Raw genomic sequence first — 21,733 nt, forward strand, 5'->3', positions numbered from 1 at the left:
CTCCGCCCCCCATCTCCGTTGAAATCAAGGCCGATTTCTGTTTTGCTGATTTTGTTTCCAGACAAAAACATTTTATTGATGAACGTCATAACCTCGATCGCCGAGCAAGGCAATCGCCAGGTCCAGCTGCTCCTGGCTGCGGAACGAAAGCCGCAAAGTACCAGGCACGTCTTCCCTGCTTTCGATAATTTGCAAATTGCTGAGATTGATCCCGCTATTGCCAAGCTCCGTGGCAATACGTCCGATGATCCCGGGATGATCCGGCACATCCATATAACAATCGTAGACGGAATGAATCATGCCCTTGCGCCTCTCCGGCATCCGGCTGCGGAACTCTCCGGCTTCACGGAAAGCCTGCTCCACCGCTTCGCCGTCCATCGCCTCCAGCTGATTCGCAAACTTCGCCATTTCCGTATTCCAGTCGCGCAGCAGACGCAACAGCACATCGCGGTTATCCAGCAATATATCGCGCCAAAGCGGCGGATCGCCCGAAGCGATCCGGGTAATGTCGCGGAAGCCTCCGGCCGCCAGATTTTCATAGACGCCGTTGCTGTCGTTGTAGCCCTTGATTTGATTGACCAGCGCCACCGCAATGATATGCGGCAAATGGCTGATTGCGCCTACGACATTATCGTGAGAGTCTGCATCAAGCGTTACAATGTTGGCTCTTGTATGCGAAAGCAGCTCCTTCAGCCGGTTCAATGCCTCGGGGGAAGTTGACTTTTCCGGCGTCAGCACATAAAAGGCATTTTCCAGCAAATGATAGGATGCCGCCTCCACGCCAGAGCGTTCGGAACCAGCCATGGGATGGCCTCCGATAAAGCAGGCTTCCCCCAAATTCAGAGAACGGGCATAAGCTGCGACGGAGGCTTTGGTGCTGCCCACATCCGTAATGATGCAGCCCGGCTTTAACGGATATGCGCTAATTTTGTCCAGATATTCCGCCAAATTGCCCACCGGCATGCACAGGAAAATAAAATCCGCTCCGGCAACCGCCTCTTCGATAGAAGTAGTGCCTTCGTCAACAACCCCCCTTTGCACATATTTTTCAACGGAGGAGGCACGGTGCGAATATCCCGTAACCTTAATCCCCGGTTTTCCCTTCAAGCACAGTGCGATGGAGCCGCCGATCAGGCCGACGCCAAATATAGATACTTTTATCATATTAGTTTCTCTGCACCGCCGCTTCCTGAATGACTTGCTCCAGAGCCGCGATAAACTTGGCGTTTTCCTCCGGAGTGCCTACTGATACGCGCACATGGTTCGGATACTTTGCCCAGCCCGAACGAACAATAATGCCTCGTTTGAGCAAGCCTCCAAACACTTCCCCTGAAGGACGCTTGGCGTCAAACATAATAAAGTTGCCATGCGCAGGGAAATAGGTCAATCCGAGCCTGTCAAACTGCTCCCGCATATAGGCGAGACCCTCCAGGTTCTTCTGTCGGCTGCTTGCCACAAACGCATCGTCGCGAAGCGCAGCTTCGGCAGCGGCTTGTGACATCCGCGTCGTATTAAAGGGTTCCCTTACCTGATTGATAGAGCGAACGACATCAGAATGTCCTACGCCATAGCCGATGCGGAGCGCGGCCAGTCCATATGCTTTGGAAAAGGTCCGCAGAATCACCAGATTAGGGTAATGAGGCAGAAGCTTCACTCCGTCGCTGTACGAAGGATCGTCGACAAATTCGCCGTAAGCCTCGTCCAGCACAACCATGACATGCTTCGGCACCGCTGTAAGAAAAGCAACCAGCTCATCATGGCTTACGATGGTGCCGGTGGGGTTGTTGGGGTTGCAGATCCATATCACTTTAGTCCGGTCGGTTACGCGGGCGAGCATCTCCGTCAGATCATGCTTGCCGTCAATTAGCGGCACAGTAATAATGGCGGCATTTTCGACCTCGGCGTTATGCCTGTATTGGGAAAAGGTTTCGTCGGCCATAATGGTTTCATCGCCAGGAGCCAGAAACGCCCGGGCTATCATCAAAATAACTTCACTGGAGCCCGTCCCAAATATAATCTGGTTTGCAGCTACGCCCAGATGCTCCGCCAAGGCAGAGGTCAGAGATACGCTTGCTCCATCGGGATATATGTTGGATCTGGACAGCTCCTGAATCGCTGCTTCTCTCGCCAGCGCGGAGGAGCCTAGCGGATTTTCATTGGAGGCCAGCTTGATCACTTCTGTTAATCCCAGCTCGCGCTTTACATCTTCAATCGGCTTGCCCGGCTGGTAGACTGGCAAGTGGACAATATTGCTTTTAGGCTGCATGCGCCGTTCACCTCTTCAACTTTTTAGTCGGCAAATCAACTATTCCCCATTGTCTCATATCTCTTTCACGATTTAAAGTATAAAACAAGCAAAAACAAGAGTAAACAAAAAAAGAGAGCTGCACCCCCTGCTAGGCATAAGCCGGGCTTGCAGCTCTCTAATTCGTCAAATCTATCATCAGGGCTTATTTTCTGCTTCTCTCCATGTTATTGCAATGAATGGATGAATGCCGTCATTATCCCTTCAGCTGCGAAACAAATTGCCCGATTCTTTGCAGCCCTTCCGCCTTGGTCGCCGGGTCATGCAGCAGAGGAAGCGACTCCTCGATCACTCTTACAATCGCGCTGCCTACAACAACTCCGTCGCAGAGCGCCTCAAAGCGCTCCACCTGCTCCCGGCTGGAAATGCCAAAACCGATGCTGATCGGCAAGTCGGTAGCTTCCTTCACCGTCGCCAAAAAATGATCGATATCGTTGTGAAACTCTGCCCGTACTCCCGTTACGCCAAGGGAGGATACACAATAAACAAATCCTTTTGCCCGTTTGGCGATAGCCGTAACGCGCTCTCGAGAGGTTGGCGCAACAAGCGGAATCAGATGGATACCGTAGTTTTCCGACATTGTACGAACCTCGCTGTCTTCCTCCAACGGCAAATCAGGGATGATCAGTCCGCTGATGCCTTTGTCCTTTACCAGCTCAAAAAATGGCTCCAGCCCGAATTGCAGCACCGGGTTGTAATAGGTAAACAGAATAAGCGGAATGGTTACGCCTTCCGCTCTGGCCCGCTCTGCCATCAGAATGCAGTCGCGGAGCGTGACAGAGCTTCGAAGGGCCCGTTCGGAAGCTCGCTGTATAACAGGACCGTCCGCAAGAGGGTCGGAGTAGGGAACGCCAAGCTCGATCATATCCGCCCCGGATTGCTGCAGCTGCTTCAGGATATCAAGCGACAAATCAAGATCGGGGTCGCCTACCGACACAAACGGCATTAGCGCCGTTTTCCCTTCCTCTCGCAGCCTGGCAAATGTTTGATCAATGAGATTCATGTTCTGCGCCTCCCAAATAACCCATGATTGCTTCTACATCCTTGTCGCCGCGGCCGGAAAGGTTAACAACAACAATTTGGTCCTTGTCCAGTGTTGGAGCCAGCTTAAGCGTTTGTGCAATTGCATGGGCGGACTCCAGCGCCGGTATAATGCCTTCCGTGCGGGAAAGCAGCTGGAGCGCCTCCAGTGCCTCTGCGTCTGTAATCGGCACGTATTCCGCACGCCCCGAATCCTTCAGGTAGGCATGCTCCGGTCCTATGCCGGGATAGTCAAGCCCTGCGGAAATGGAATGCGCGGGCAGCACCTGGCCATGATTGTCCTGAAGGACATAGCTTAGCGAGCCCTGGAAAACGCCGTGGCGGCCCTTGGTCATCGTTGCGGCATGCTCATTGGTGTCCACGCCGCGTCCGGCGGCTTCAACCCCCAGCAAGCGCACGCCCTCATCCTCGACAAACGGATAAAAAATGCCCATCGCATTGCTGCCGCCGCCTACCGCCGCCACCACATAGTCAGGCAAGCGGCCTTCCGCTGCCAGCATCTGCGACCGCGCCTCGTCGCCAATGATGCGCTGGAAGTCGCGCACCATCATCGGATAGGGATGCGGACCCGTAACGGAGCCCAAAATGTAATAGGTGTCCGTTACATGGCTAACCCAATAACGCAGCGTTTCATTGCAGGCATCCTTCAGCGTTCTGGTGCCCGAAGTTACAGGCACAACCTCGGAGCCCAGCAAATTCATGCGAAACACATTCAGCTGCTGCCGCTTCATATCCTCTTCGCCCATAAACACCTTGCATTCCAGCCCTAGCAAAGCCGCAATCGTAGCGGAGGCGACGCCGTGCTGGCCAGCTCCCGTTTCGGCGATAATTTTGGTTTTGCCCATTCGTTTGGCCAATACGCCTTGCCCGATCGTGTTGTTAATTTTGTGCGCGCCCGTATGGTTCAAATCCTCGCGCTTGAGATACACCTTGGCCCCGCCGAGATGCTCCGTCAGCCGGCGCGCGTAATAAAGCGAGGTTGGCCGGCCGGAATAGCGGTATAACAGCTCTTTCACTTCGGCCTGAAACGATTCATCCTTGGAATAATGGGTATAAGCCTCCTCCAGCTCCAGGAGGGCATTCATCAGCGTCTCCGGCACATATCTGCCGCCAAACTTGCCAAACCGTCCGCTGCTGTCCGGTATTTGTGTCATGATTGAATCACCTTTCTCACAAATGCTCTTATTTTGTGTATATCCTTCACTCCGTCTGATTCTACTCCGCTGGACACGTCGACGCCGTCCGGGTTATGGTTCAGCAATAGCTCCTGCACATTCTCCTCGCGGAGTCCTCCCGCTACATAGAGTGGTACGCCCGCTTCCTGCGCCGCTGCCTTGTAAGCCTCAATAACCGCCCAATTAAAGGGATGCCCCGTACCGCCGCCCGGCGCGTCAATCAAGCAAGCATCGATTATACCCCCATAAGGCCGCAGCTTTGCTTCTGCATCGCTCCGCGCCGCCTCATCGCCCGAAGCCGTTTCCTTGACGGAGATGACGCGCCATATCAAAACATCTGGATGGCGGGATTTCAGCTCCCGGCAATAATCCGGCGATTCGTCGCCATGCAGCTGCACAACGTCCAGCGGCGCGATATCCAGAATCCCATCCAGCTCCGGCGGGGCGGCGTTGACAAATACGCCAACGGTTCGCGGCGAAACGCCGCCCGCTCCGCTGATTTCATGCACGCTCCGGATCAATGCAGCGGCCTGCGCCGCACTTACTCTTCTTTTGCTTGGAGCAAAAACAAAGCCGATTTCATGGATGGGCAAACCGTCCATTTCGGCAATGATGCCTTCGTCCCTCAAACCGCAAATTTTGATGCGGGTTTCCCGGCTTGTCATCCCTTCACCGGTCCCATCAAGCTTTCCACGGCTTCACTGACATCAGGCTGGCGCATAAAATGCTCGCCGATCAGCACCCCTTGCGCACCAATGCTTTGCAGATAATCCATATCCCCGTTCCCGGCAATGCCGCTTTCGCTAATGACCAGCACGTTGTCCGGTATGGAGCCGATCAGTCTTTCCGTTGTTTTCAAATCCGTAACAAAGGATTTCAAATCACGGTTGTTAATGCCAACAAGCGTTGCTTTGCCCATGGACAGAACCGAATCCAGCTCTTCCTCGTTATGAACCTCGACCAATACGTCCAGGCCAAGCGCCTTGGCCAAGTCATGGAATTCCTTAAGCTTTTCGTCGGACAAAATAGCAGCAATAAGCAATATGGCATCCGCGCCGATCAGACGCGCCTCATAAATTTGCCGGTAGTCGATCGTAAAATCTTTGCGAAGCAGCGGCAGAGAGACCGCCTCCCTGACCTGGGTCAAGTAATCATTCGCGCCTTGAAAATAATCTCTATCCGTCAAAACGGAAATGCAGTCCGCACCTGCCGCTTCATAAGAAGACGCCAGCTGTACGGGATGAAAATCCGGCCGGATCAGCCCTTTGGAGGGGGAAGCCTTTTTCACCTCGGCAATCAGTCCCATATCGCGCTTGCGCCGGTTTGCCGAAAGCGCGTTTTCAAAACCGCGGCAAGGCTGAAGCTCCGCAATGCGGCGCTCGCAATCCGCCAGCCAGAACGAGGCGGCAAGCTCCTCAACCTCGGCTTTTTTGGTGGTAACGATTTTATCTAGAAACATGGGCCAACTCCCCTGTCATTTGAATTAACTGCTCCAGCTTGGCGGAGGCTTTGCCTGTGTCGATTATTTGCCCTGCAAGCTTTGCTCCTTCAGCGATGGATGAAGCCAAACCGCCGATATAGATGCACGCGCCGGCATTGGCAAGCACGATATCGCGGTAGGCCCCTGTTTCCTCGCCGAGGAATACACGGCGAATGAGAGCCGCGTTAACGTCTGCTTCTCCGCCTTTTACGTCCTCGATGGAATACCGGGCAAAACCAAGCTCCTCCGGTGTTACATCATAGGTTTTCACTACGCCGTTTTTCAGCTCAGATACCTGCGTCGGCGCGGATATGCTGATTTCGTCCAGGCCGTCATGGCTGCTCACAACAAGCGCCTGACGCAAGCCAAGCTCGCCCAGCACCTCTGCAATCGTTTCCGTGCGGGAGCGGTCGTACAGCCCCAAGAGCTGGCGGTCGGCTCCCGCCGGATTGGTCAGCGGTCCCAGCATATTGAATATGGTCCGCACTCCCAGCTCCCGGCGCGGTCCGGCTGCATGCTTCAGCGAAGGATGGTACAGCTGGGCGAACATAAAGCAAATGCCTATTTCCCGGAGGCACTCCGCGGCGGCTTCCGGAGACAGGTCCAGCTTGACGCCCAGCGCCTCCAAAACGTCCGCGCTCCCGGATTTTCCCGACATGGCGCGGTTCCCGTGTTTGGCTACCTTGATTCCGGCCGCCGCCGCTATAATGGAAGAAGCCGTTGAAATGTTAAATTTATGAATGCCCGAGCCGCCCGTTCCGCATGTGTCCAGCAGCTCCTTATAGTCCGTCACCACATGGCTGGAATGCTGTCTCATCGCCGCAGCGAATCCTGTAATTTCGTCCTTTGTTTCACCCTTCATTCGCAGCGCCGTTGCAACAGCGGCTATTTGCGCAGCCGTTGCTTCGCCGCTCATGATACAGCTCATTACAGCGGTTGCCTCTTCCCGGCCAAGGCTGCGGCCTTCCATCAAAGCGCCAAGCGCTCTTTGCATCGTAAGTGGAGAGTTCATATTAAACCTTCTCCCTTCCGGCAGGAACCTCGTAATCGGAATTAATGGAAGAGCCGGAAAAAGGCTTCCCCGCAGCAGGAGTTAATTCGCCAAAGCTGGCTTCAGCCGCTCGAATGGCCTTTAAAAGCGCCTTGGCTTTATTGATCGTTTCCATGTATTCATTTTCCGGCACAGAATCCCATACAATCCCCGCTCCGCTCTGAACATAAGCCTTTCCGTTTTTAAAAATGATCGTCCGAATTGTGATGCACGTATCCATCGTGCCGCCAAAGCCCAAATAGCCGATTGCTCCAGCATAAGCGCCGCGCGCTTCATTCTCAAGCTCCGCAATGATTTCCATTGCGCGCAGCTTGGGCGCTCCCGATACGGTTCCCGCAGGCAAGCAGGAGATGAAGGCATCAAAAAAGTCTTTATCCGGGCTCAGCTTGCCCGATACATTGGAAACAATATGCATGACATGAGAATAACGCTCAATCTCCATAAAAGAATCGCATTTCACCGTACCAAACCTAGACACCCGGCCAATATCATTTCTTCCCAAATCCACCAGCATCAAATGCTCCGCCCGTTCCTTCTCGTCGGCAAGCAAATCGCGCTCCAGCGCTTCATCCTCCTCCGGCGTTGCGCCGCGGGGTCTGGTGCCTGCAATCGGCCTTGTCTCCACATGATCGCCGCGGATTTTGACAAGCGCTTCAGGCGAAGTGCCTACAATAACCTCTTCTCCCATCTTCAAATAGTACATATAAGGGGAAGGATTCATCGTTCGCAAAACGCGGTAAACAGCCAGCGGGTCTACCTCCGTTTCAACGCTGAAGCGCTGCGACAGCACCACTTGAAAAATATCGCCCGCGCGTATATATTCCTTGGCGCTTTCAACGTTCGCAATAAACTGCTCCTTCGTCAAATTGGATTGTACATTGCCGAGCTCAGGGTCCGGAGGATAGGTCCCGCTCATGGACGGCAGAGCCTTTATCGGCTCTCTGAGCCGGCTAATCAATCGATTCAGCTTGGCTGATGTATCATTATAGCTTTTTTCTATATCAGCATCGGTTGCGCCCGCAGGAATATGGACATTGCCGATGATTTGCAGCTGCTGCTTGAAATGGTCAAAAACGATAACCTGATCGCAAAACATAAATTGCAAGTCGTCCATGTCCAGATCATCCGTTTTATGAGGCGGCAAATTTTCATAATATTGAAGCAGGTCGTATCCAAAAAATCCGATGGCCCCTCCGGTAAAGGGCGGCAGCTCCGGCAGAGCCGGACTTCTGAACGAACGCAGCTTGGCTTTAAGCAGCTCAATCGGCTTATCGTCCAGCACCGTTGTTTCTCCTCCGTGCTCCAGCACCATCTTGCCGTTTTTTCCATGCAGCTTCAGAAAAGGGTCGTTGCCGATAAAGGAATATCGCGCCCATTTGGCGCCCCCTTCTACGCTCTCCAGCAAAAAGGCGTGTTCCTCGCGCGCAAATTGCTGAAAAATCGAAATTGGCGTTTCCGTATCCGCCATCACATGTCGGACAATGGGAATCAGATTATATGTTTCCGCCAGCTTTTGAACCTGCTTCAATTCGTTTGACATTGCAAACAACCTCCATCCATCAAATAAAATCTCATTTTCGCCCAATAAAAAAGCCCCTGCCTGAGCAGGGGGGCTTGTGATAGGAGAATGATGAAGATGGCTGTTGATGTTCTGCAGCCCTGCAATACGGTAAAGACCAACAGCAAAGAGAAGCATGTTTAGTTCATCCCGAACTCTCTGCTCAAGCCTTCTGGCTCTTATCTGATCTACCTTCTTGCACTCGCTCTATGCTCTTCTCATCTCGTCTCAGCTAAAAACCTGCTCTGCTCTAACTCATTCTATGCGTATTAATATAATTCAAAAGGATGCCCCGCGTCAACCGCTAGTTAAGGTTGTTCAAAAAGTTAACTTCCCATTACACGGCAAGCCTGGCGTACAGCCAGCATCGGAACAGGGTGTTTTACTTGCTCAAATCCGGTCGAAGCGCCTTGGCGCCCCCAAGATAAATATGCTTGATGTCACGCTGCGACTTGTCCGTATTTACCGTTACCATAAGCCGGATACAACGCTCAAGGCTGCCCTTTACAGGAACCTCCAAAGCGCACATCAAGGGCACAAGCTCCCAGCCAGGCAGCTGGCGGATGCTTTGTGCCGGGAAAGCCTGGTCCAGATCGCCCGTCACCGTAATCAATACACTGCAAATATCCTCAGGCAGCACCTCGTTTTGAGCCATAACTTCCATAACCATGGTTTTGGTCGCATCGGCAATTTGCGCCGCATCATTGGCTTCAACCGTAACTGCTCCACGTATTCCCCGTACACTCATAGCTGTTTATGCCTCCCGTTTTAATTCCTCAACGATTTCCCTCACCCACGCTAACGGAACATCCGGCTTGATCTCGACAGAACCAATTGAAGTCGGAACAACAAAAACGGCTGTGCCCTCCGAAAATTTCTTGTCGTGCATCAGCGCCGCCATAATGGCATCGGTATCCATATGCGCCGGCACGGCAACCGGCAAGCCGCAGCTCTGAAGCGCTCGCTTCGTGGTTTCATAAACCTCGACAGGCGCGCCATATCGCACGCCAAGCTTCGCGGAGCCAATCATGCCGATAGAAATCGCCTCGCCATGCTGCAGCTCGTTGTAGCCAGCCACAGCCTCCAGCGCATGACCGATTGTATGGCCCAAATTCAGAATGGCGCGCAAGCCGCTTTCCCGTTCATCCTGCGAAACCACATTCGCTTTCACTCCGCAGCCCTTGAACAAGGCGTAACCCAAGGCGTCGGCATCCAGCTCTAGCAGCCGGTTTGCATTTTCCTCACACCAGGCTGTAAACTCCGCATCCCAGATCAGGCCGTGTTTAACGACCTCGGCAAGTCCCGAAGAAACCTCGCGTGGCGGCAGCGTTTTGAGCGTAGACAGATCATACAGGACAAACTCCGGCTGATGAAAAGCTCCGATAATGTTTTTGGCAAGGGGATGGTTAACCGCAACCTTGCCGCCGACACTGCTGTCATGAGCCAGAATCGTTGTAGGAATTTGAATAAATTTAATTCCACGCATATAGGATGCTGCCGCAAACCCGGCCAAATCGCCAACCACGCCGCCCCCTAAAGCAACAATGGCAGACTTGCGGTCCAAGCCCGCTTCCAGCGCTTTGGTGACCAGTTCCTCCAGCATAGCCAAGCTTTTGGAGCTTTCGCCGGACGGCACAGCCGCAGCTGCCACCGTGAAGCCGCCTTGCGCCAGATTGGCAGACAAAGCTTCCAAATAATGCGGGGCAACCTTGCTGTCGGTCACAATCATAAGAGGAGACTTGGTGCTTACGCCATGTTTTATAAAGTAGGAGGAAGCCTCCTGCAGAAGGCCCTCTCCTATATAGATGGGATAGGAACGGTCGCCAAGATCAACGTGTACGCTGCGCATCGTCTAATACCGCTCCAATTGCTCTTGATAGCTTTTCAGATTGGCGCGAATTTCCTCCATGGAGTCTCCGCCAAACTTCTCCAGGAATGCTTTGGCCACTTCCCAGGCCACAACATGCTCCATCACAACGCTTGCAGCCGGAACGGCGCAGCTGTCGGAACGCTCAACCTGTGCGGTAAAAGGCTCCTTAGTGTCGATATCTACGCTCCTGAGCGGCTTGTACAAGGTTGGAATCGGCTTCATAACGCCGCGAACGACAATTTGCTCGCCATTTGTCATGCCGCCTTCAAAGCCGCCAAGACGGTTAGAGGCGCGATGGTATCCCTTCTCCTCGTTATACATGATTTCATCATGCACCTGAGAGCCCCGCAAACGGGCCGCTTCAAAGCCGATGCCAATTTCGCAGCCTTTGAAGGCATTAATGGAAACAACGGCTCCGGCAATTCGTCCATCCAGCTTGCGGTCCCATTGGACATGGCTGCCAAGACCAATCGGAACGCCTTCGACGATACATTCAACAATGCCGCCGATGGAATCGCCTTCAGCCTTGATTTGATCAATGTACGCGGTCATTTTTTCCTCGGTCTCCTTGTCCACCACGCGAACGGAGGATTCCTCCGTCAGACGGATCAGCTCATCTACGGGAAGCTGATTGGGCGGAGCCTGAATTTCGCCGATGGAAATCACTTGTCCGGCAACCTTGATGCCAAACTCGGCCAGAAGCTGACGGGCAACAGCCCCGACGGCAACGCGCGCAGCCGTCTCGCGAGCGCTTGAACGCTCCAATACGTTGCGCAGATCCTTCAGGTTGTATTTCAAGCCGCCGTTCAAATCGGCGTGGCCGGGGCGAGGACGATGCACACGGCGTTTTTCCTCGTCGCTGCCTTCAATGGGTTCAATGTTCATAACGGAAGTCCAGTGCTTCCAGTCATTGTTTTCTACAACCAATGCAACAGGAGCGCCTGTTGTCCGGCCATGACGAACGCCGCCAACAATAGCTGCCGTATCCTTTTCGATTTGCATTCTGCGGCCGCGGCCGTGACCCTTCTGCCGACGATGAAGCTGGAAATTCAGCTCTTCAAAATCAAGGGTCAGATTGCTTGGCAATCCCTCTATAATGGCGGTCAGCTGCGGACCGTGGGTTTCTCCAGCTGTCAAATAGCGTAAACTCAAGTAAAAGCTCCTCCTTCAATGCCAGGCCAGTTGGCGTCAGGCGTTGTCTTTATCCCGTAACATCTTTGCTCATTATAGTACAGCACCGACCGTTTGACAAGAAAACTATTTTTTTGCTTCAACGCGTCAGAGCAAATGGGCAAAAAGGAGCCGGGAGCCCATTTCAGCAATGGATTCCCGGCTTCGGCCGCCGTTATTGATGAGGCTGCAGAACGTCCCGCCTGGCCGCTGTTGCGGCCAAACCCGCGTCCATGCTCCGTGTCCAGACCTTCATCAATTCCTTCATTTGCCTTCCCTCTAAACCAATAATTTGCGCGCATTCCTGTATCGTAATGTCTCCTCGGCGATAAGCAGAAATGACTTTGCGCTTGTCCATTGTCCGTCTCCCTCCATATCCAGGAGCTGCTGCTTTTAAAACATGCACAGGAAGTGCCTGTTCCTAGTATAGGAGAAGTTGAAAGGGGCTATACCCGGCGATAAAAAAACGTATCCGCCGTTTCAAAGCCATATTGCGCCGGAGAAAAAATTTGTTCCGTGCTTCCAACAAACAGAAGTCCTCCCGGACGGAGCGCAGCGGAAAATTTATGATAGAGCGAATGCTTGGCTTCCTCTGTAAAATAGATCATAACATTCCTGCACACAATGAGGTCAAAGCCGCTGTCGAACTTATCATGCAGCAAATTTTGCTGACGGAAGGTTACGGCTTTCTTCAGCTTGTCCGACACATGGAAAGCGCCCTCCGACTCGGAAAAATATTGCTTGCGGCATTTAGCCGGAACGTCGCGGAGAGATCGCTCCAGATAGACGCCTTCCTGAGCTTTGGCCAACACGCCGTTATCAAGATCGGTGGCAAGGAGCATCGATTTTTCCAAAACGCCCAGCTCCGACAAAATCATCGCCAGCGTATAAGGCTCCTCGCCTGTGGAGCAAGCGGCGCTCCAAATTTTCGGCTTGGCGCTGTGCTGAATCATCTTGGGCAAAAATGTATTCATCAGCACCTCCCATCTTCCCGGGTTGCGCCAAAATTCGGAAACGTTGATGGTCATCCGATCCAAAAATTCATTCATTAGCGCGCGGCTTGATTCCAGCGCTTCGCCATAGGCCGCAAAGGTGGAATAGCCGTGCTTCATGCGGAGTGTAGTGAGACGCCGTTTCATTTGCGCTTCCTTATACTGCGACAAATCAATATCCGTTTTCCGTTTGATGCGTGTAATAAACTGTATGAAATCCTGGTCCTCGGACATATTGGCCTCCTGGTCGCGTGGCTAAATCCACCGCTGAATGCTATGCTCGTATTCCACAAGCTCGTGAGGGGCAAAAAACAAGCTGATTTCGCGTTTTGCGTTTTCCGGCGAATCGGAACCGTGAATCAAATTAAAGTTGGTATGTACGGCAAAGTCGGAGCGAATCGTGCCAGGAGCCGCATCGACGGCATTGGTTTTTCCAATCAACGCTCTGGTCAGGGCAATAGCATTATCTCCGCTCCATACCATGGCAAATACCGGACCGGATGAAATAAAAGACAGCAGCCGCTCATAAAAATCTTTGCCTTTATGCTCGGCATAATGATTTTCCGCAAGCTCTCGCGAAATGACCATGAATTTCGCTGCTTTCAGCTGCAGCCCCTTGCGTTCAAACCGGGAAACAATTTCACCGATAAGTCCGCGCTGGACGCCGTCTGGTTTGATCATTAGAAATGTCTGTTCCATGCCCACTTCATCCCTCCATTTATTAATAATTACGCTTGCCCACAAAATGGGCGATGTCGATCAGGTTTTTGCGAGCGGGAATCGCAGGCAAATCGTTAAGGGCTTCAAGCGCTTTGGCAATATAGCGATTCGCCATTTCGTCCGCCAGCTCTCCTCCTTCGCTGTTCCTGATAAGCGTAATAGCCCTGCGCGTGTCAGCCATCCCTTCCTGTGAACGAATCATACTGATTTCGTTTAACAAGGGACCGCGAATCTTCTGATCCCTCAGCGCAAGCAATACAGGAAGCGTTATATTGCCTTGCCGCATATCAGAGCCTGGCGGTTTGCCGATCTGCTTTTCTGTGCCGTACAAATCAAGCAAATCATCACGGATTTGAAAAGCCATCCCGACGTTGTAGCCAAACCGGTATAGCGCGCTGGAATGCGTCCGGCTTACCCCCGTCGCCACTGCCCCAAGCTCACAGCTGATTGCGATCAGCAATGCCGTTTTTCTGCGAATGCGCAGCAAATATTGACGCATGGTTTGCTCCGTGTTGAAAAAATCGCGGATTTGCTCCATCTCGCCAATACACATTTGCACAAGCGCTTTGGATAATAGCTGATGAATCCGGGGATTGGGAAGCTCCGTTGCTATGCTGAGAGCTCGGCCATGTATATAGTCTCCCGTATACATCGCGATACGGTTGTCCCACTTCGATTTAACGGTGGGCTGCCCTCTGCGGGTGTCTGCGTCATCAATGACATCGTCATGGACAAGCGAAGCCATATGTATCAGCTCAAGCGGAACGGCAACCCGCTTCAGCACATCGAGATTGTAGTCTCCGAATTTCCCTGCAAGCAGCACGAACACGGGCCTTATTCGCTTGCCGCCCGCTTTCAGCAGGTGCATGGACGCTTCGCTGAGCAGCATATGGTCATCGCTGACGCTGCGCTCCAGCTCCTGCTCGATCACAGATAGATCGCCTTTCATTTTGGCATACAGATCTAATAGTTTCATTCCTTCACCTTTAGAGGGGATTGTAGTTCCAAAAAGGATAACTTGACGTCCTGCGGCAGCAGCTCCATCTCTTTGGCTAGCCGGAAATAAAGCTCCAGCCCTTCTTGCAGCCGAGGGCAAAAATCGTATTGCAGCGTTTCAAAATACATGCGCCAATAGTCGCGCGTTCCGCCAAGCCGCGAGCAAGCTTCGTCAACAAGCGGCTCCGTCTCAGCGCAGTTTCTGATTCTGCATTCTTTAAGTAAGCGATATACATCCGCAATGCCGTCCGGGTTTTTCTCCACCGCTTCCTTGCGTGCGGCTACGACGGCATAGGTCATGCCCAGCCCCGTCCATTCCTGCCACAGCTGGCCAAGATCCAAAACCTCGTAGGAATGGTTTTGCCAGGAGGCGGCAATGGCAGGGTCCCCGATCAGCAATGCAGCATCCGCTGTTTTCAGCATTTCATCCAGATTCGGCTCCGCCGGGATATAGCTGGGATTACACTGAAATCGTTTAGCCATAATGATTTTCAGCAAATTGACCGACGTTTCGGATGTTGTCGTGACGGCAATGGTGCCTGGCTTTGCCTTGGCGATCGGCTGCTTCAAAAACAGCAAAATGGAATGGACCCGTCCAACCGTGCCAACCGACAAGCCGGGAAGCAGCGTATATTGATCGACATGTTTTCCATAAGAAAAAGAGGATATCGCCGATACGTCCAGCTCTCCGGCAGACAACATTCCATTTAGCTTCGAAGGCACTGCGGCTACCAGCCGGTAAAGCCCGTCCATTCCTTTGTCATCCAGGCCATGAAATAACGGCCAGGCATTTGCGTAATCAATTTCACCGATGATGATCGGGCGTTTCAAGCCCATACTGCTCATCTCCCCATCTTCTGTACAAATCATGCTCCACATCCATGCTGTCCAGTACTTTGCCAACAAGGAAATTGATCATCTCATCCATGCTTTGCGGCTTATAGTAAAAAGCGGGCATGGCAGGAAGAATTGTAACGCCAAGCCTTGCCAGGGTCAACATGTTTTCCAGATGAATCGCGTGCAGGGGCGTTTCCCGCGGCACCAGCAGCAGCCGCCGCCTCTCCTTAAGCATAACATCTGCGGCTCTTGTCATCAGATCGTCGGATATGCCGTGAGCGATGGATGACAAAGTTCCCATAGAGCAAGGGGCCACCACCATTCCGCTAACGCGGAAGGAGCCGCTTGCTATAGATGCCCCGATGTCGCTATTGGGATGATAAACCAGCCTTCCATTGACAACGAACTCCCCAAAGCGGTCTTGAAGCATTTGAGGACGCTTGGATGCTTGCCAGCCCATTTCTTCCTTCAGTACCCGCCATCCGGCTTCCGTTACGACAAGATGAACCTCTTTGTCGCGCTTCAGCAGCTCCTCCGCCAATCTAATCCCATATATGGAGCCGCTGGCTCCGGTAATGCCGACAACCCACCTGTTATGGTGCGGGGCAGTTCCCTTTTGTTTCTCTGCCATTAACGAAACACCACCACATCGAGCAGCGCAAAGGCGAACAGCACGACGCTAAGCGTCCCGTTCATACCGAAAAACGCCGTTTGCACCCGGGATAAATCATCTGCCCTGACCATGTAATGCTGATAAAAAAGCAGCGCCAGCGAAAGCAGGACGCCAGCCAAATAAAGCCAGCCCAAATCGGCTACCCAGAACAGCGCCACAAACCCGATCCCAGTTACAATATGCAAGGCCCGGGCGATCCAAAGCGCGCCTGAGAGGCCGAACCTTGCCGGAATGGAATGAACGCCGTTGCTGCGGTCGTATTCATAATCCTGAGTCGCGTAAACAATATCAAAACCCGCGATCCAAAGCGCAACCGTGCCGAACAAAATCCAAGCGGCAGGATGAATTTGCCCGGTTACCGACAGCCAGCCGCCCAGCGGCGACAGGGCGATGGTTACGCCAAGAAACAAATGGCAAAGCCATGTAAAACGTTTTGTGTAGGAATAGATAACGAGAAAAAAAACAGCGATCGGCATTAATTGCATGGCGATCGGGTCCAGATTGGCCGCTCCGAGAAACAGCATGCCGAAGGATATCGCTACAAAAAGCAGCACCTCTGCGGATTTTAATATTCCGGCAGGCAAGGCGCGGTCTTTTGTCCTTGGATTTTTTAGATCTATCGCCTTGTCGATTAACCGGTTAAGGCTCATGGCGGCGCTTCTTGCGCCAAACATGGCCAAGGAAATCCAGCCAATTTCCGCCCATGACGGCAGACGATTATCCAGAACGATAGTGCCCAAAATTGCGCCCAGATAAGCAAACGGGAGCGCAAAGATGGTATGTTCAAACTTAATCATTTCAAGAATAATGCGTAATTTGCGTATCATTGCCCAATTTCAGATCCCTTCGTTCCCATATGAAGAGCGGCTACGCCGCCAAAGAACAAAGAAATATCGATTTTCTCCAAGCCGGCCTGCGTATAAAGCTCCGCCAGCTCCTTATGGTTCGGAAACAGCTTCAGGGAATCCGGAAGCCACTGATATTCCTTAAATCTTTTTGCAAGCAGTTTGCCGAATTGCGGCATTACCCGCTCGAAATAAAAATAATAAATGCTTTTGAACGGCTGCCAGGTAGGCTTGGACAGCTCCAGGCAAACGACCTTGCCGCCAGGTCTGACAACTCTGGTCATTTCTTTGAGCACCTGCAAATAATCAGGCACATTGCGCAGGCCAAAGCCGACGGTCACATAGTCAAAGCTGTTGTCTGCAAACGGCAGGCTCATCGCATTGCCCTGCACCAGCTCGATGCTGTTCTGCAAGCCGGAAGCTGCAATTTTCTCGCGGCCAACCTGCAGCATATTGTGGCTGAAGTCAAGACCTACAATTCTTCCGCTTTCGCTCGCCTTTGCAAGGTCAATGGTCCAATCGCAGGTTCCGCAGCAAATATCCAGCGCATCGTCGCCTGGCTTGACAGCCATTTTGTTCATCGTAAATTTGCGCCAGGCCTTATGTCTGCGGAAGCTGATGACGTCATTCATGAAGTCATATTTGGGCGCAACCGTCTCAAACAGGGCATGTACATGGCTTTTGGCGTCGTTGCTCACGGTTTCACCTCGTTTCGTTAAGTGCGGGCCAAGCGCCAAGCTTGCTGGCAAAATGGTCCACTATGCTGTTCAGCTCGCCGGCCAGTCCTCCTGATTCAAGCCTTGCCGCCACGCTGCTAACAGCATCAGCGGCTTGCCTGAACTTAGCCGCAAGCTGGCTTGTTACGTCGTATTTCTGAACGAGCTCGAAAAAATGCCCATGATCCGTTTTGCCGTAAGCCAGCTGATGGCGCTCCTCTTCATTGCCGACCTGAAGAAGATGCCAGTAAGCCCAGCCCTGCTCGAAACGGTCAGGGTTTTCACTGCGTCCGATTTCCTCGATCGCAACCTCGCAACGGGCAACGCCTCCCAGCAGCTCCGGCCATAAACGCGCGGATTGCCCGTTCAGCAAATTCGCAAAATGCTGAAACATCTCGCTCTTCAGCTCAACAGCATAACCATAATACTCGTCGGCGTTTATTTTCAATCCCCGCATCCGAGTGTACAGATTAACCTTGATGCGATTGACCTCGCATACCGCCTGGCTTAGTCTGGCTATCATGTCGATTTGCCCCGCAGCCGCAAGCAAATGATAGAAACGGGCGCTGAAGTAGTCCCCGGCAAGGACGTTAAGCTGTCTCGTTCTCATTTTGCTTTCCCGTTGCTTGCGGGTATCCACATCAATCAAGTCATGGGTATCCATGCCAAGCTGTACCAAAGATGTCGCTAGCGTGTACAACTCACTGCGCCCCTTGATGGCGCCATCCTGCTCCAGCGCCGCGTAAAGTATGCGCAACCTGGGACTTGACAGCGGGGGCAGCTCCGCATGGCTTTGAATCATATCGTGTTTAGTGTAGTGTTCCGCCAGTTCCGGAATACGGTAAGTTTTCATGGTAGAAGCCTCCGAACATAAATAACAGGATTGCCGCCCGATAATCTAAATTATTATAGCATAAACTGCACAAAAGGTCATACAGCTTGCCATCGTTTCATCAAAATCTATCCAGCGGCGTCGCAATATAGCCTGAGGATGCTCCAAACCGCTCCTTCCAGGCATCAGTAAGCCTTAATCGGAGCCGTTTGCGCCATACTTCATCGTGCACAGGATTAATCTGCGCAAGAGCGTCCAGCTCATCCTTCAGCCATGTGTCTTCCGCTCTTACGTCCATGACGGCAAGCAGCCTTCGCTCGGCTCCATAGCCGCTTTCCGTTATCCGAAACAAAAGACGCTTCACATTGTCAAGCTGGCCGAAGGACAGGGCAATAAACGACTTTGCGTCGTCAAACCAGGCCTCAGGTCTTCCTTCATCAGCAGAAACGCGAAGCTCCAGCGTCAATACGGAGCCGTTCCATTCCACTCTTCCCAAACGCTCCTTAAGCTGCACTCCGGCCAGCACCTCTACCAGATTGCCATCGCCCAGCCGCTCTGGCGCTTCATGGTGAATTGCGGGAAGAACGCCTTCCCTGCTGCCGAGCCCGTCCAGCGCCAGTCCCAGAAACATGGTAACAACCAGCGTGGCTACGCCAGCTTTCAACCATGGCATTATGCTTCGCAACCCGCAGCGCCTCCCACAATGGATATAATAACCATTTTGTTCATTCTGCGCCGCTTCCATACGGCTCACAGAAATCCCTACTCCATTGTACGAAGACGCTTGGCTCATTATGACGCTTGTCTTCAAGCTTGCTAAACCGTTTTCGGATTCCAGCACGCCAAAAACAAAAAGCAGGCTGCGCCTGCTTCCTCTCTGTTGCTTTTATTGCTTTTATTGATCCGTTTCCACCGTTCCGTATTTGGTCATTACGGTAGCTTTGCCTCTAATCTTGATGGCAGAGGTGTGATCGGTAAATTGACAGATCAGCACTTCATTGCGGTCAAGCTTCTCCATATGATGAAATCTTGTATCTTGCCCGCGGGTGAGACCGATGACTTGCACTCCCTGGTCCTTCGCTTTGATGACTACATAATCGCCAACCGTCGGTTCCATGATGTTATCTCCGCCCTTCCTGTTCCCAAGGCTTGTTTACAAACACGCCTAATGAAAAATTATAGAACAAGTTCTCCCAATGCGCAACGGTGACGTCAGCTAATAGGAAACGGCCTCCGGACACCGCCGTTTATAAAGCAAACGGCTTCTATGGTGAAAATGATGCAAAAACGCTCAAAACGTTGACCGTTCGAGCGTTTATGCCATCATATACGTTAATTGGATACAAGGTCTTTAAGCGATTTACCTGGTTTGAATGCCGGCATTTTGCTTGCGGCGATATCGATTTCTTCGCCTGTTTGCGGGTTGCGGCCTTTACGGGCTTGACGCTCGCGCACCTCGAAATTACCGAAACCAACCAGTTGAACCTTGTCACCGCTTTGCAGCGCATCGGAGATGGCTTCAAAAACAGCGTCCACCGCCTTAGTTGCATCCTTCTTGGACAACTCGGACAGCTCGGCCACTTTGTTGATCAGATCAGTCTTGTTCATTTTCTCACCTCCTTAAAAGTTTGCCAAGCAAACTTGGCTTCGTAAGCATCGGCTTTGAGTTTGCGAAGCAAACTTGGCTTCGTAAGCATCGGCTTTGAGTTTGTGATCTTATCCCTCTTATTAACGGAAAACTTGAAATATATACCTTTTCGACCGAACAAACCTATAGTAATACAGCAGAATGGCAATTTCAAGTGCCAATGCCTCCAAACAAGCCAAAGCCGCCCCTGGCAATTAAGCGGGGCGGCTTGATTTATGGGCGTTATACGCCCGATTATTGAAGTTGCATTGTCTCCCGAAACCTAGAGAATAATCGCAATCAGTCCGCCGGAGCCTTCATTGATGATGCGGCCCAGCGTTTCCTGAAGCTTGTAGCGGGCATTATCCGGCATCATGGCAATTTTGCCCTGAATGCCTTCCCTCACGATGGAATGAAGCGAACGGCCGAAGATGTCGGATTCCCAAATTTTGATCGGATCGTTTTCGAAATCCTGCATCAGGTAACGCACCAGCTCTTCGCTTTGCTTCTCGGTGCCGATAATCGGCGCAAACTCCGATTCCACGTCGACCCGTATCATATGGATGGACGGCGCCGTTGCCTTAAGCCTTACGCCAAAGCGCGAACCCTGTCTGATGAGCTCCGGCTCGTCAAGCGCCATTTCTGCAAGCGATGGAGCCGCGATGCCGTATCCGGTTGTTTTGACCATCTCCAGCGCTTCCGCAAAGCGGTCGTATTCCCGCTTGGCGTGGGAGAAATCCTGCATCAGCTGGAGCAGATGGTCTTTGCCGCGGATTTCGACGCCAACAACCTCCATCAAAATTTGGTCATACAGCTCGTCGGGCGCATACAAGTCGATTTCGGCCACGCCTTGCCCCATGTTCATTCCGCTCAGACCTGCCCGAGCAATAAAATCATAATCCATAAATTGGCTTACGACCCGGTCAACATCGCGTAATCTCCGGATGTCCTTTACTGTGTCGCGCACCGAATTTTCATAATTGCTGCGCAGCCAATGATTTTCGTTCAGCACCATGACCCAGCTTGGAAGATTGACATTGACTTCATGCACAGGGAATTCATAAAGCACTTCCCTCAGAACAGCCAAGCCTTCCTCCTCGCCCATCGTTGCGGCGCTGATCGCCATAACCGGAATATCGTATTTGGCCTGGAGCTCGCTGCGGAGCTGCTGCGTCTCTTCGCTTTTGGGACGGGTGGAGTTGATGATGAGCACAAATGGCTTGCCAACTTCCTTTAATTCCTCTATCACTCTTTCTTCGGCAACAACATAGGAGCTGCGAGGTATTTCAGCAATGCTGCCATCTGTCGTCACCACCACGCCAAGCGTGGAGTGCTCCTGAATAACTTTGCGGGTGCCGATTTCGGCAGCTTCCTGGAACGGGATCGGCTCTTCAAACCATGGCGTCGTAATCATGCGCGGGCCGTTTTCATCCTCGTAGCCTTTGGCGCCCTCCACCGCATATCCGACACAATCCACCAAACGAACATTCACCTCAAGTCCATCCGCCACCTTCAGCTGAACGGCTTGATTAGGCACGAATTTTGGCTCGGTCGTCATAATGGTTTTGCCTGCGGCGCTTTGCGGCAGCTCGTCAACGGCTCTGGCCCGGTCCGATTCATTTGCAATGTTAGGCAAAACAACCGTTTCCATAAACCGCTTGATAAACGTTGATTTGCCTGTGCGAACCGCACCTACCACGCCGAGGTAAATATCCCCGCCGGTACGTTCGGCTATGTCCTTGAAAATGTCCACTTTCTCCACTGAATATCCCCTCCCAATTGAATTTCCGGTTCGCCGCCTTCCACCGGACAAAAGGGCAGGCCAGCGACGCAACTCGTACATGC

The 21,733-nt window shown here is 52.4% G+C and carries 24 protein-coding genes; all 24 read right to left on the bottom strand.

Features of this window, described 5'->3' with window-relative positions; genetic code table 11:
• Positions 1-72 precede the first annotated feature (72 nt).
• The gene (locus A7K91_RS14410) at positions 73-1,164 is read right to left on the bottom strand and encodes a prephenate dehydrogenase (RefSeq protein ID WP_068683886.1); all 1,092 of its coding nucleotides are present in this window, start codon (positions 1,162-1,164) and stop codon (positions 73-75) included.
• Between the two features lies 1 nt (position 1,165).
• Positions 1,166-2,266 (bottom strand): histidinol-phosphate transaminase, encoded by a 1,101-nt coding sequence (hisC, locus tag A7K91_RS14415; RefSeq protein WP_068683887.1) that lies wholly within the window; start codon positions 2,264-2,266, stop codon positions 1,166-1,168.
• 235 nt (positions 2,267-2,501) lie between these two features.
• A complete protein-coding gene (trpA, locus tag A7K91_RS14420; protein WP_068683889.1) occupies positions 2,502-3,308 on the bottom strand; it encodes a tryptophan synthase subunit alpha in 807 nt (268 codons plus the stop codon).
• Complete coding sequence (gene trpB, locus A7K91_RS14425; protein WP_068683891.1) at positions 3,295-4,500, bottom strand: tryptophan synthase subunit beta; 1,206 nt, start codon at positions 4,498-4,500, stop codon at positions 3,295-3,297. Before trpB ends, trpA begins: the two co-directional genes overlap by 14 nt.
• Complete coding sequence (locus A7K91_RS14430; RefSeq protein ID WP_068683893.1) at positions 4,497-5,186, bottom strand: phosphoribosylanthranilate isomerase; 690 nt, start codon at positions 5,184-5,186, stop codon at positions 4,497-4,499. Before A7K91_RS14430 ends, trpB begins: the two co-directional genes overlap by 4 nt.
• Positions 5,183-5,980 (bottom strand): indole-3-glycerol phosphate synthase TrpC, encoded by a 798-nt coding sequence (trpC, locus tag A7K91_RS14435; RefSeq protein ID WP_068683895.1) that lies wholly within the window; start codon positions 5,978-5,980, stop codon positions 5,183-5,185. The genes A7K91_RS14430 and trpC overlap by 4 nt, the downstream gene beginning before the upstream one ends.
• Positions 5,967-7,013, bottom strand: coding sequence for an anthranilate phosphoribosyltransferase (gene trpD / locus A7K91_RS14440; protein WP_068683897.1), 1,047 nt, complete (start codon positions 7,011-7,013; stop codon positions 5,967-5,969). Before trpD ends, trpC begins: the two co-directional genes overlap by 14 nt.
• 1 nt (position 7,014) lies before the next feature.
• The gene (trpE, locus tag A7K91_RS14445; protein ID WP_068684473.1) at positions 7,015-8,592 is read right to left on the bottom strand and encodes an anthranilate synthase component I; all 1,578 of its coding nucleotides are present in this window, start codon (positions 8,590-8,592) and stop codon (positions 7,015-7,017) included.
• Positions 8,593-8,992: 400 nt separating this feature from the next.
• The gene (aroH, locus tag A7K91_RS14450; RefSeq protein ID WP_068683899.1) at positions 8,993-9,358 is read right to left on the bottom strand and encodes a chorismate mutase; all 366 of its coding nucleotides are present in this window, start codon (positions 9,356-9,358) and stop codon (positions 8,993-8,995) included.
• 6 nt (positions 9,359-9,364) lie between these two features.
• Positions 9,365-10,459 carry a 3-dehydroquinate synthase gene (aroB, locus tag A7K91_RS14455; protein WP_068683901.1) on the bottom strand — a complete coding sequence of 365 codons (1,095 nt, stop codon included), beginning with the start codon at positions 10,457-10,459 and terminating at the stop codon, positions 9,365-9,367.
• A gap of 3 nt (positions 10,460-10,462) precedes the next feature.
• The gene (aroC, locus tag A7K91_RS14460) at positions 10,463-11,632 is read right to left on the bottom strand and encodes a chorismate synthase (protein WP_068683903.1); all 1,170 of its coding nucleotides are present in this window, start codon (positions 11,630-11,632) and stop codon (positions 10,463-10,465) included.
• A 193-nt stretch (positions 11,633-11,825) separates the two neighbouring features.
• Positions 11,826-12,008, bottom strand: a complete 183-nt coding sequence (locus A7K91_RS26110) for a hypothetical protein (RefSeq protein WP_082967468.1) — start codon at positions 12,006-12,008, stop codon at positions 11,826-11,828.
• An 88-nt stretch (positions 12,009-12,096) separates the two neighbouring features.
• Positions 12,097-12,876, bottom strand: coding sequence for a CheR family methyltransferase (locus tag A7K91_RS14470; RefSeq protein WP_068683907.1), 780 nt, complete (start codon positions 12,874-12,876; stop codon positions 12,097-12,099).
• 21 nt (positions 12,877-12,897) lie between these two features.
• Positions 12,898-13,341, bottom strand: a complete 444-nt coding sequence (gene ndk, locus A7K91_RS14475; protein WP_068684475.1) for a nucleoside-diphosphate kinase — start codon at positions 13,339-13,341, stop codon at positions 12,898-12,900.
• Between the two features lie 22 nt (positions 13,342-13,363).
• On the bottom strand, positions 13,364-14,338 hold the full coding sequence (locus tag A7K91_RS14480) for a polyprenyl synthetase family protein (protein WP_068683909.1): 975 nt from the start codon (positions 14,336-14,338) through the stop codon (positions 13,364-13,366).
• A complete protein-coding gene (locus tag A7K91_RS14485; protein WP_068683911.1) occupies positions 14,335-15,195 on the bottom strand; it encodes a menaquinone biosynthesis protein in 861 nt (286 codons plus the stop codon). Before A7K91_RS14485 ends, A7K91_RS14480 begins: the two co-directional genes overlap by 4 nt.
• Positions 15,164-15,826 carry a UbiX family flavin prenyltransferase gene (locus A7K91_RS14490; protein WP_068683913.1) on the bottom strand — a complete coding sequence of 221 codons (663 nt, stop codon included), beginning with the start codon at positions 15,824-15,826 and terminating at the stop codon, positions 15,164-15,166. Before A7K91_RS14490 ends, A7K91_RS14485 begins: the two co-directional genes overlap by 32 nt.
• Entirely contained in the window at positions 15,826-16,695 is an 870-nt protein-coding gene (locus A7K91_RS14495) for a UbiA-like polyprenyltransferase (RefSeq protein WP_068683918.1), read from the bottom strand. The genes A7K91_RS14490 and A7K91_RS14495 overlap by 1 nt, the downstream gene beginning before the upstream one ends.
• A complete protein-coding gene (locus A7K91_RS14500) occupies positions 16,692-17,411 on the bottom strand; it encodes a demethylmenaquinone methyltransferase (RefSeq protein WP_156739567.1) in 720 nt (239 codons plus the stop codon). Before A7K91_RS14500 ends, A7K91_RS14495 begins: the two co-directional genes overlap by 4 nt.
• Positions 17,412-17,415: 4 nt before the next feature.
• Positions 17,416-18,282 carry a heptaprenyl diphosphate synthase component 1 gene (locus A7K91_RS14505; protein WP_068683920.1) on the bottom strand — a complete coding sequence of 289 codons (867 nt, stop codon included), beginning with the start codon at positions 18,280-18,282 and terminating at the stop codon, positions 17,416-17,418.
• A 100-nt stretch (positions 18,283-18,382) separates the two neighbouring features.
• Complete coding sequence (locus A7K91_RS14510; protein ID WP_068683922.1) at positions 18,383-18,946, bottom strand: hypothetical protein; 564 nt, start codon at positions 18,944-18,946, stop codon at positions 18,383-18,385.
• 210 nt (positions 18,947-19,156) lie between these two features.
• The gene (gene mtrB / locus A7K91_RS14515; protein WP_068683923.1) at positions 19,157-19,378 is read right to left on the bottom strand and encodes a trp RNA-binding attenuation protein MtrB; all 222 of its coding nucleotides are present in this window, start codon (positions 19,376-19,378) and stop codon (positions 19,157-19,159) included.
• 215 nt (positions 19,379-19,593) lie between these two features.
• Entirely contained in the window at positions 19,594-19,869 is a 276-nt protein-coding gene (locus A7K91_RS14520) for an HU family DNA-binding protein (protein WP_068683925.1), read from the bottom strand.
• 302 nt (positions 19,870-20,171) lie between these two features.
• Positions 20,172-21,650 carry a stage IV sporulation protein A gene (gene spoIVA, locus A7K91_RS14530; protein ID WP_068683927.1) on the bottom strand — a complete coding sequence of 493 codons (1,479 nt, stop codon included), beginning with the start codon at positions 21,648-21,650 and terminating at the stop codon, positions 20,172-20,174.
• Between the last annotated feature and the right edge of the window lie 83 nt (positions 21,651-21,733).

It is taken from the genome of Paenibacillus oryzae, from assembly GCF_001675045.1.
In the GTDB taxonomy this organism is placed as follows: Bacteria; Bacillota; Bacilli; order Paenibacillales; family Paenibacillaceae; genus Pristimantibacillus; species Pristimantibacillus oryzae.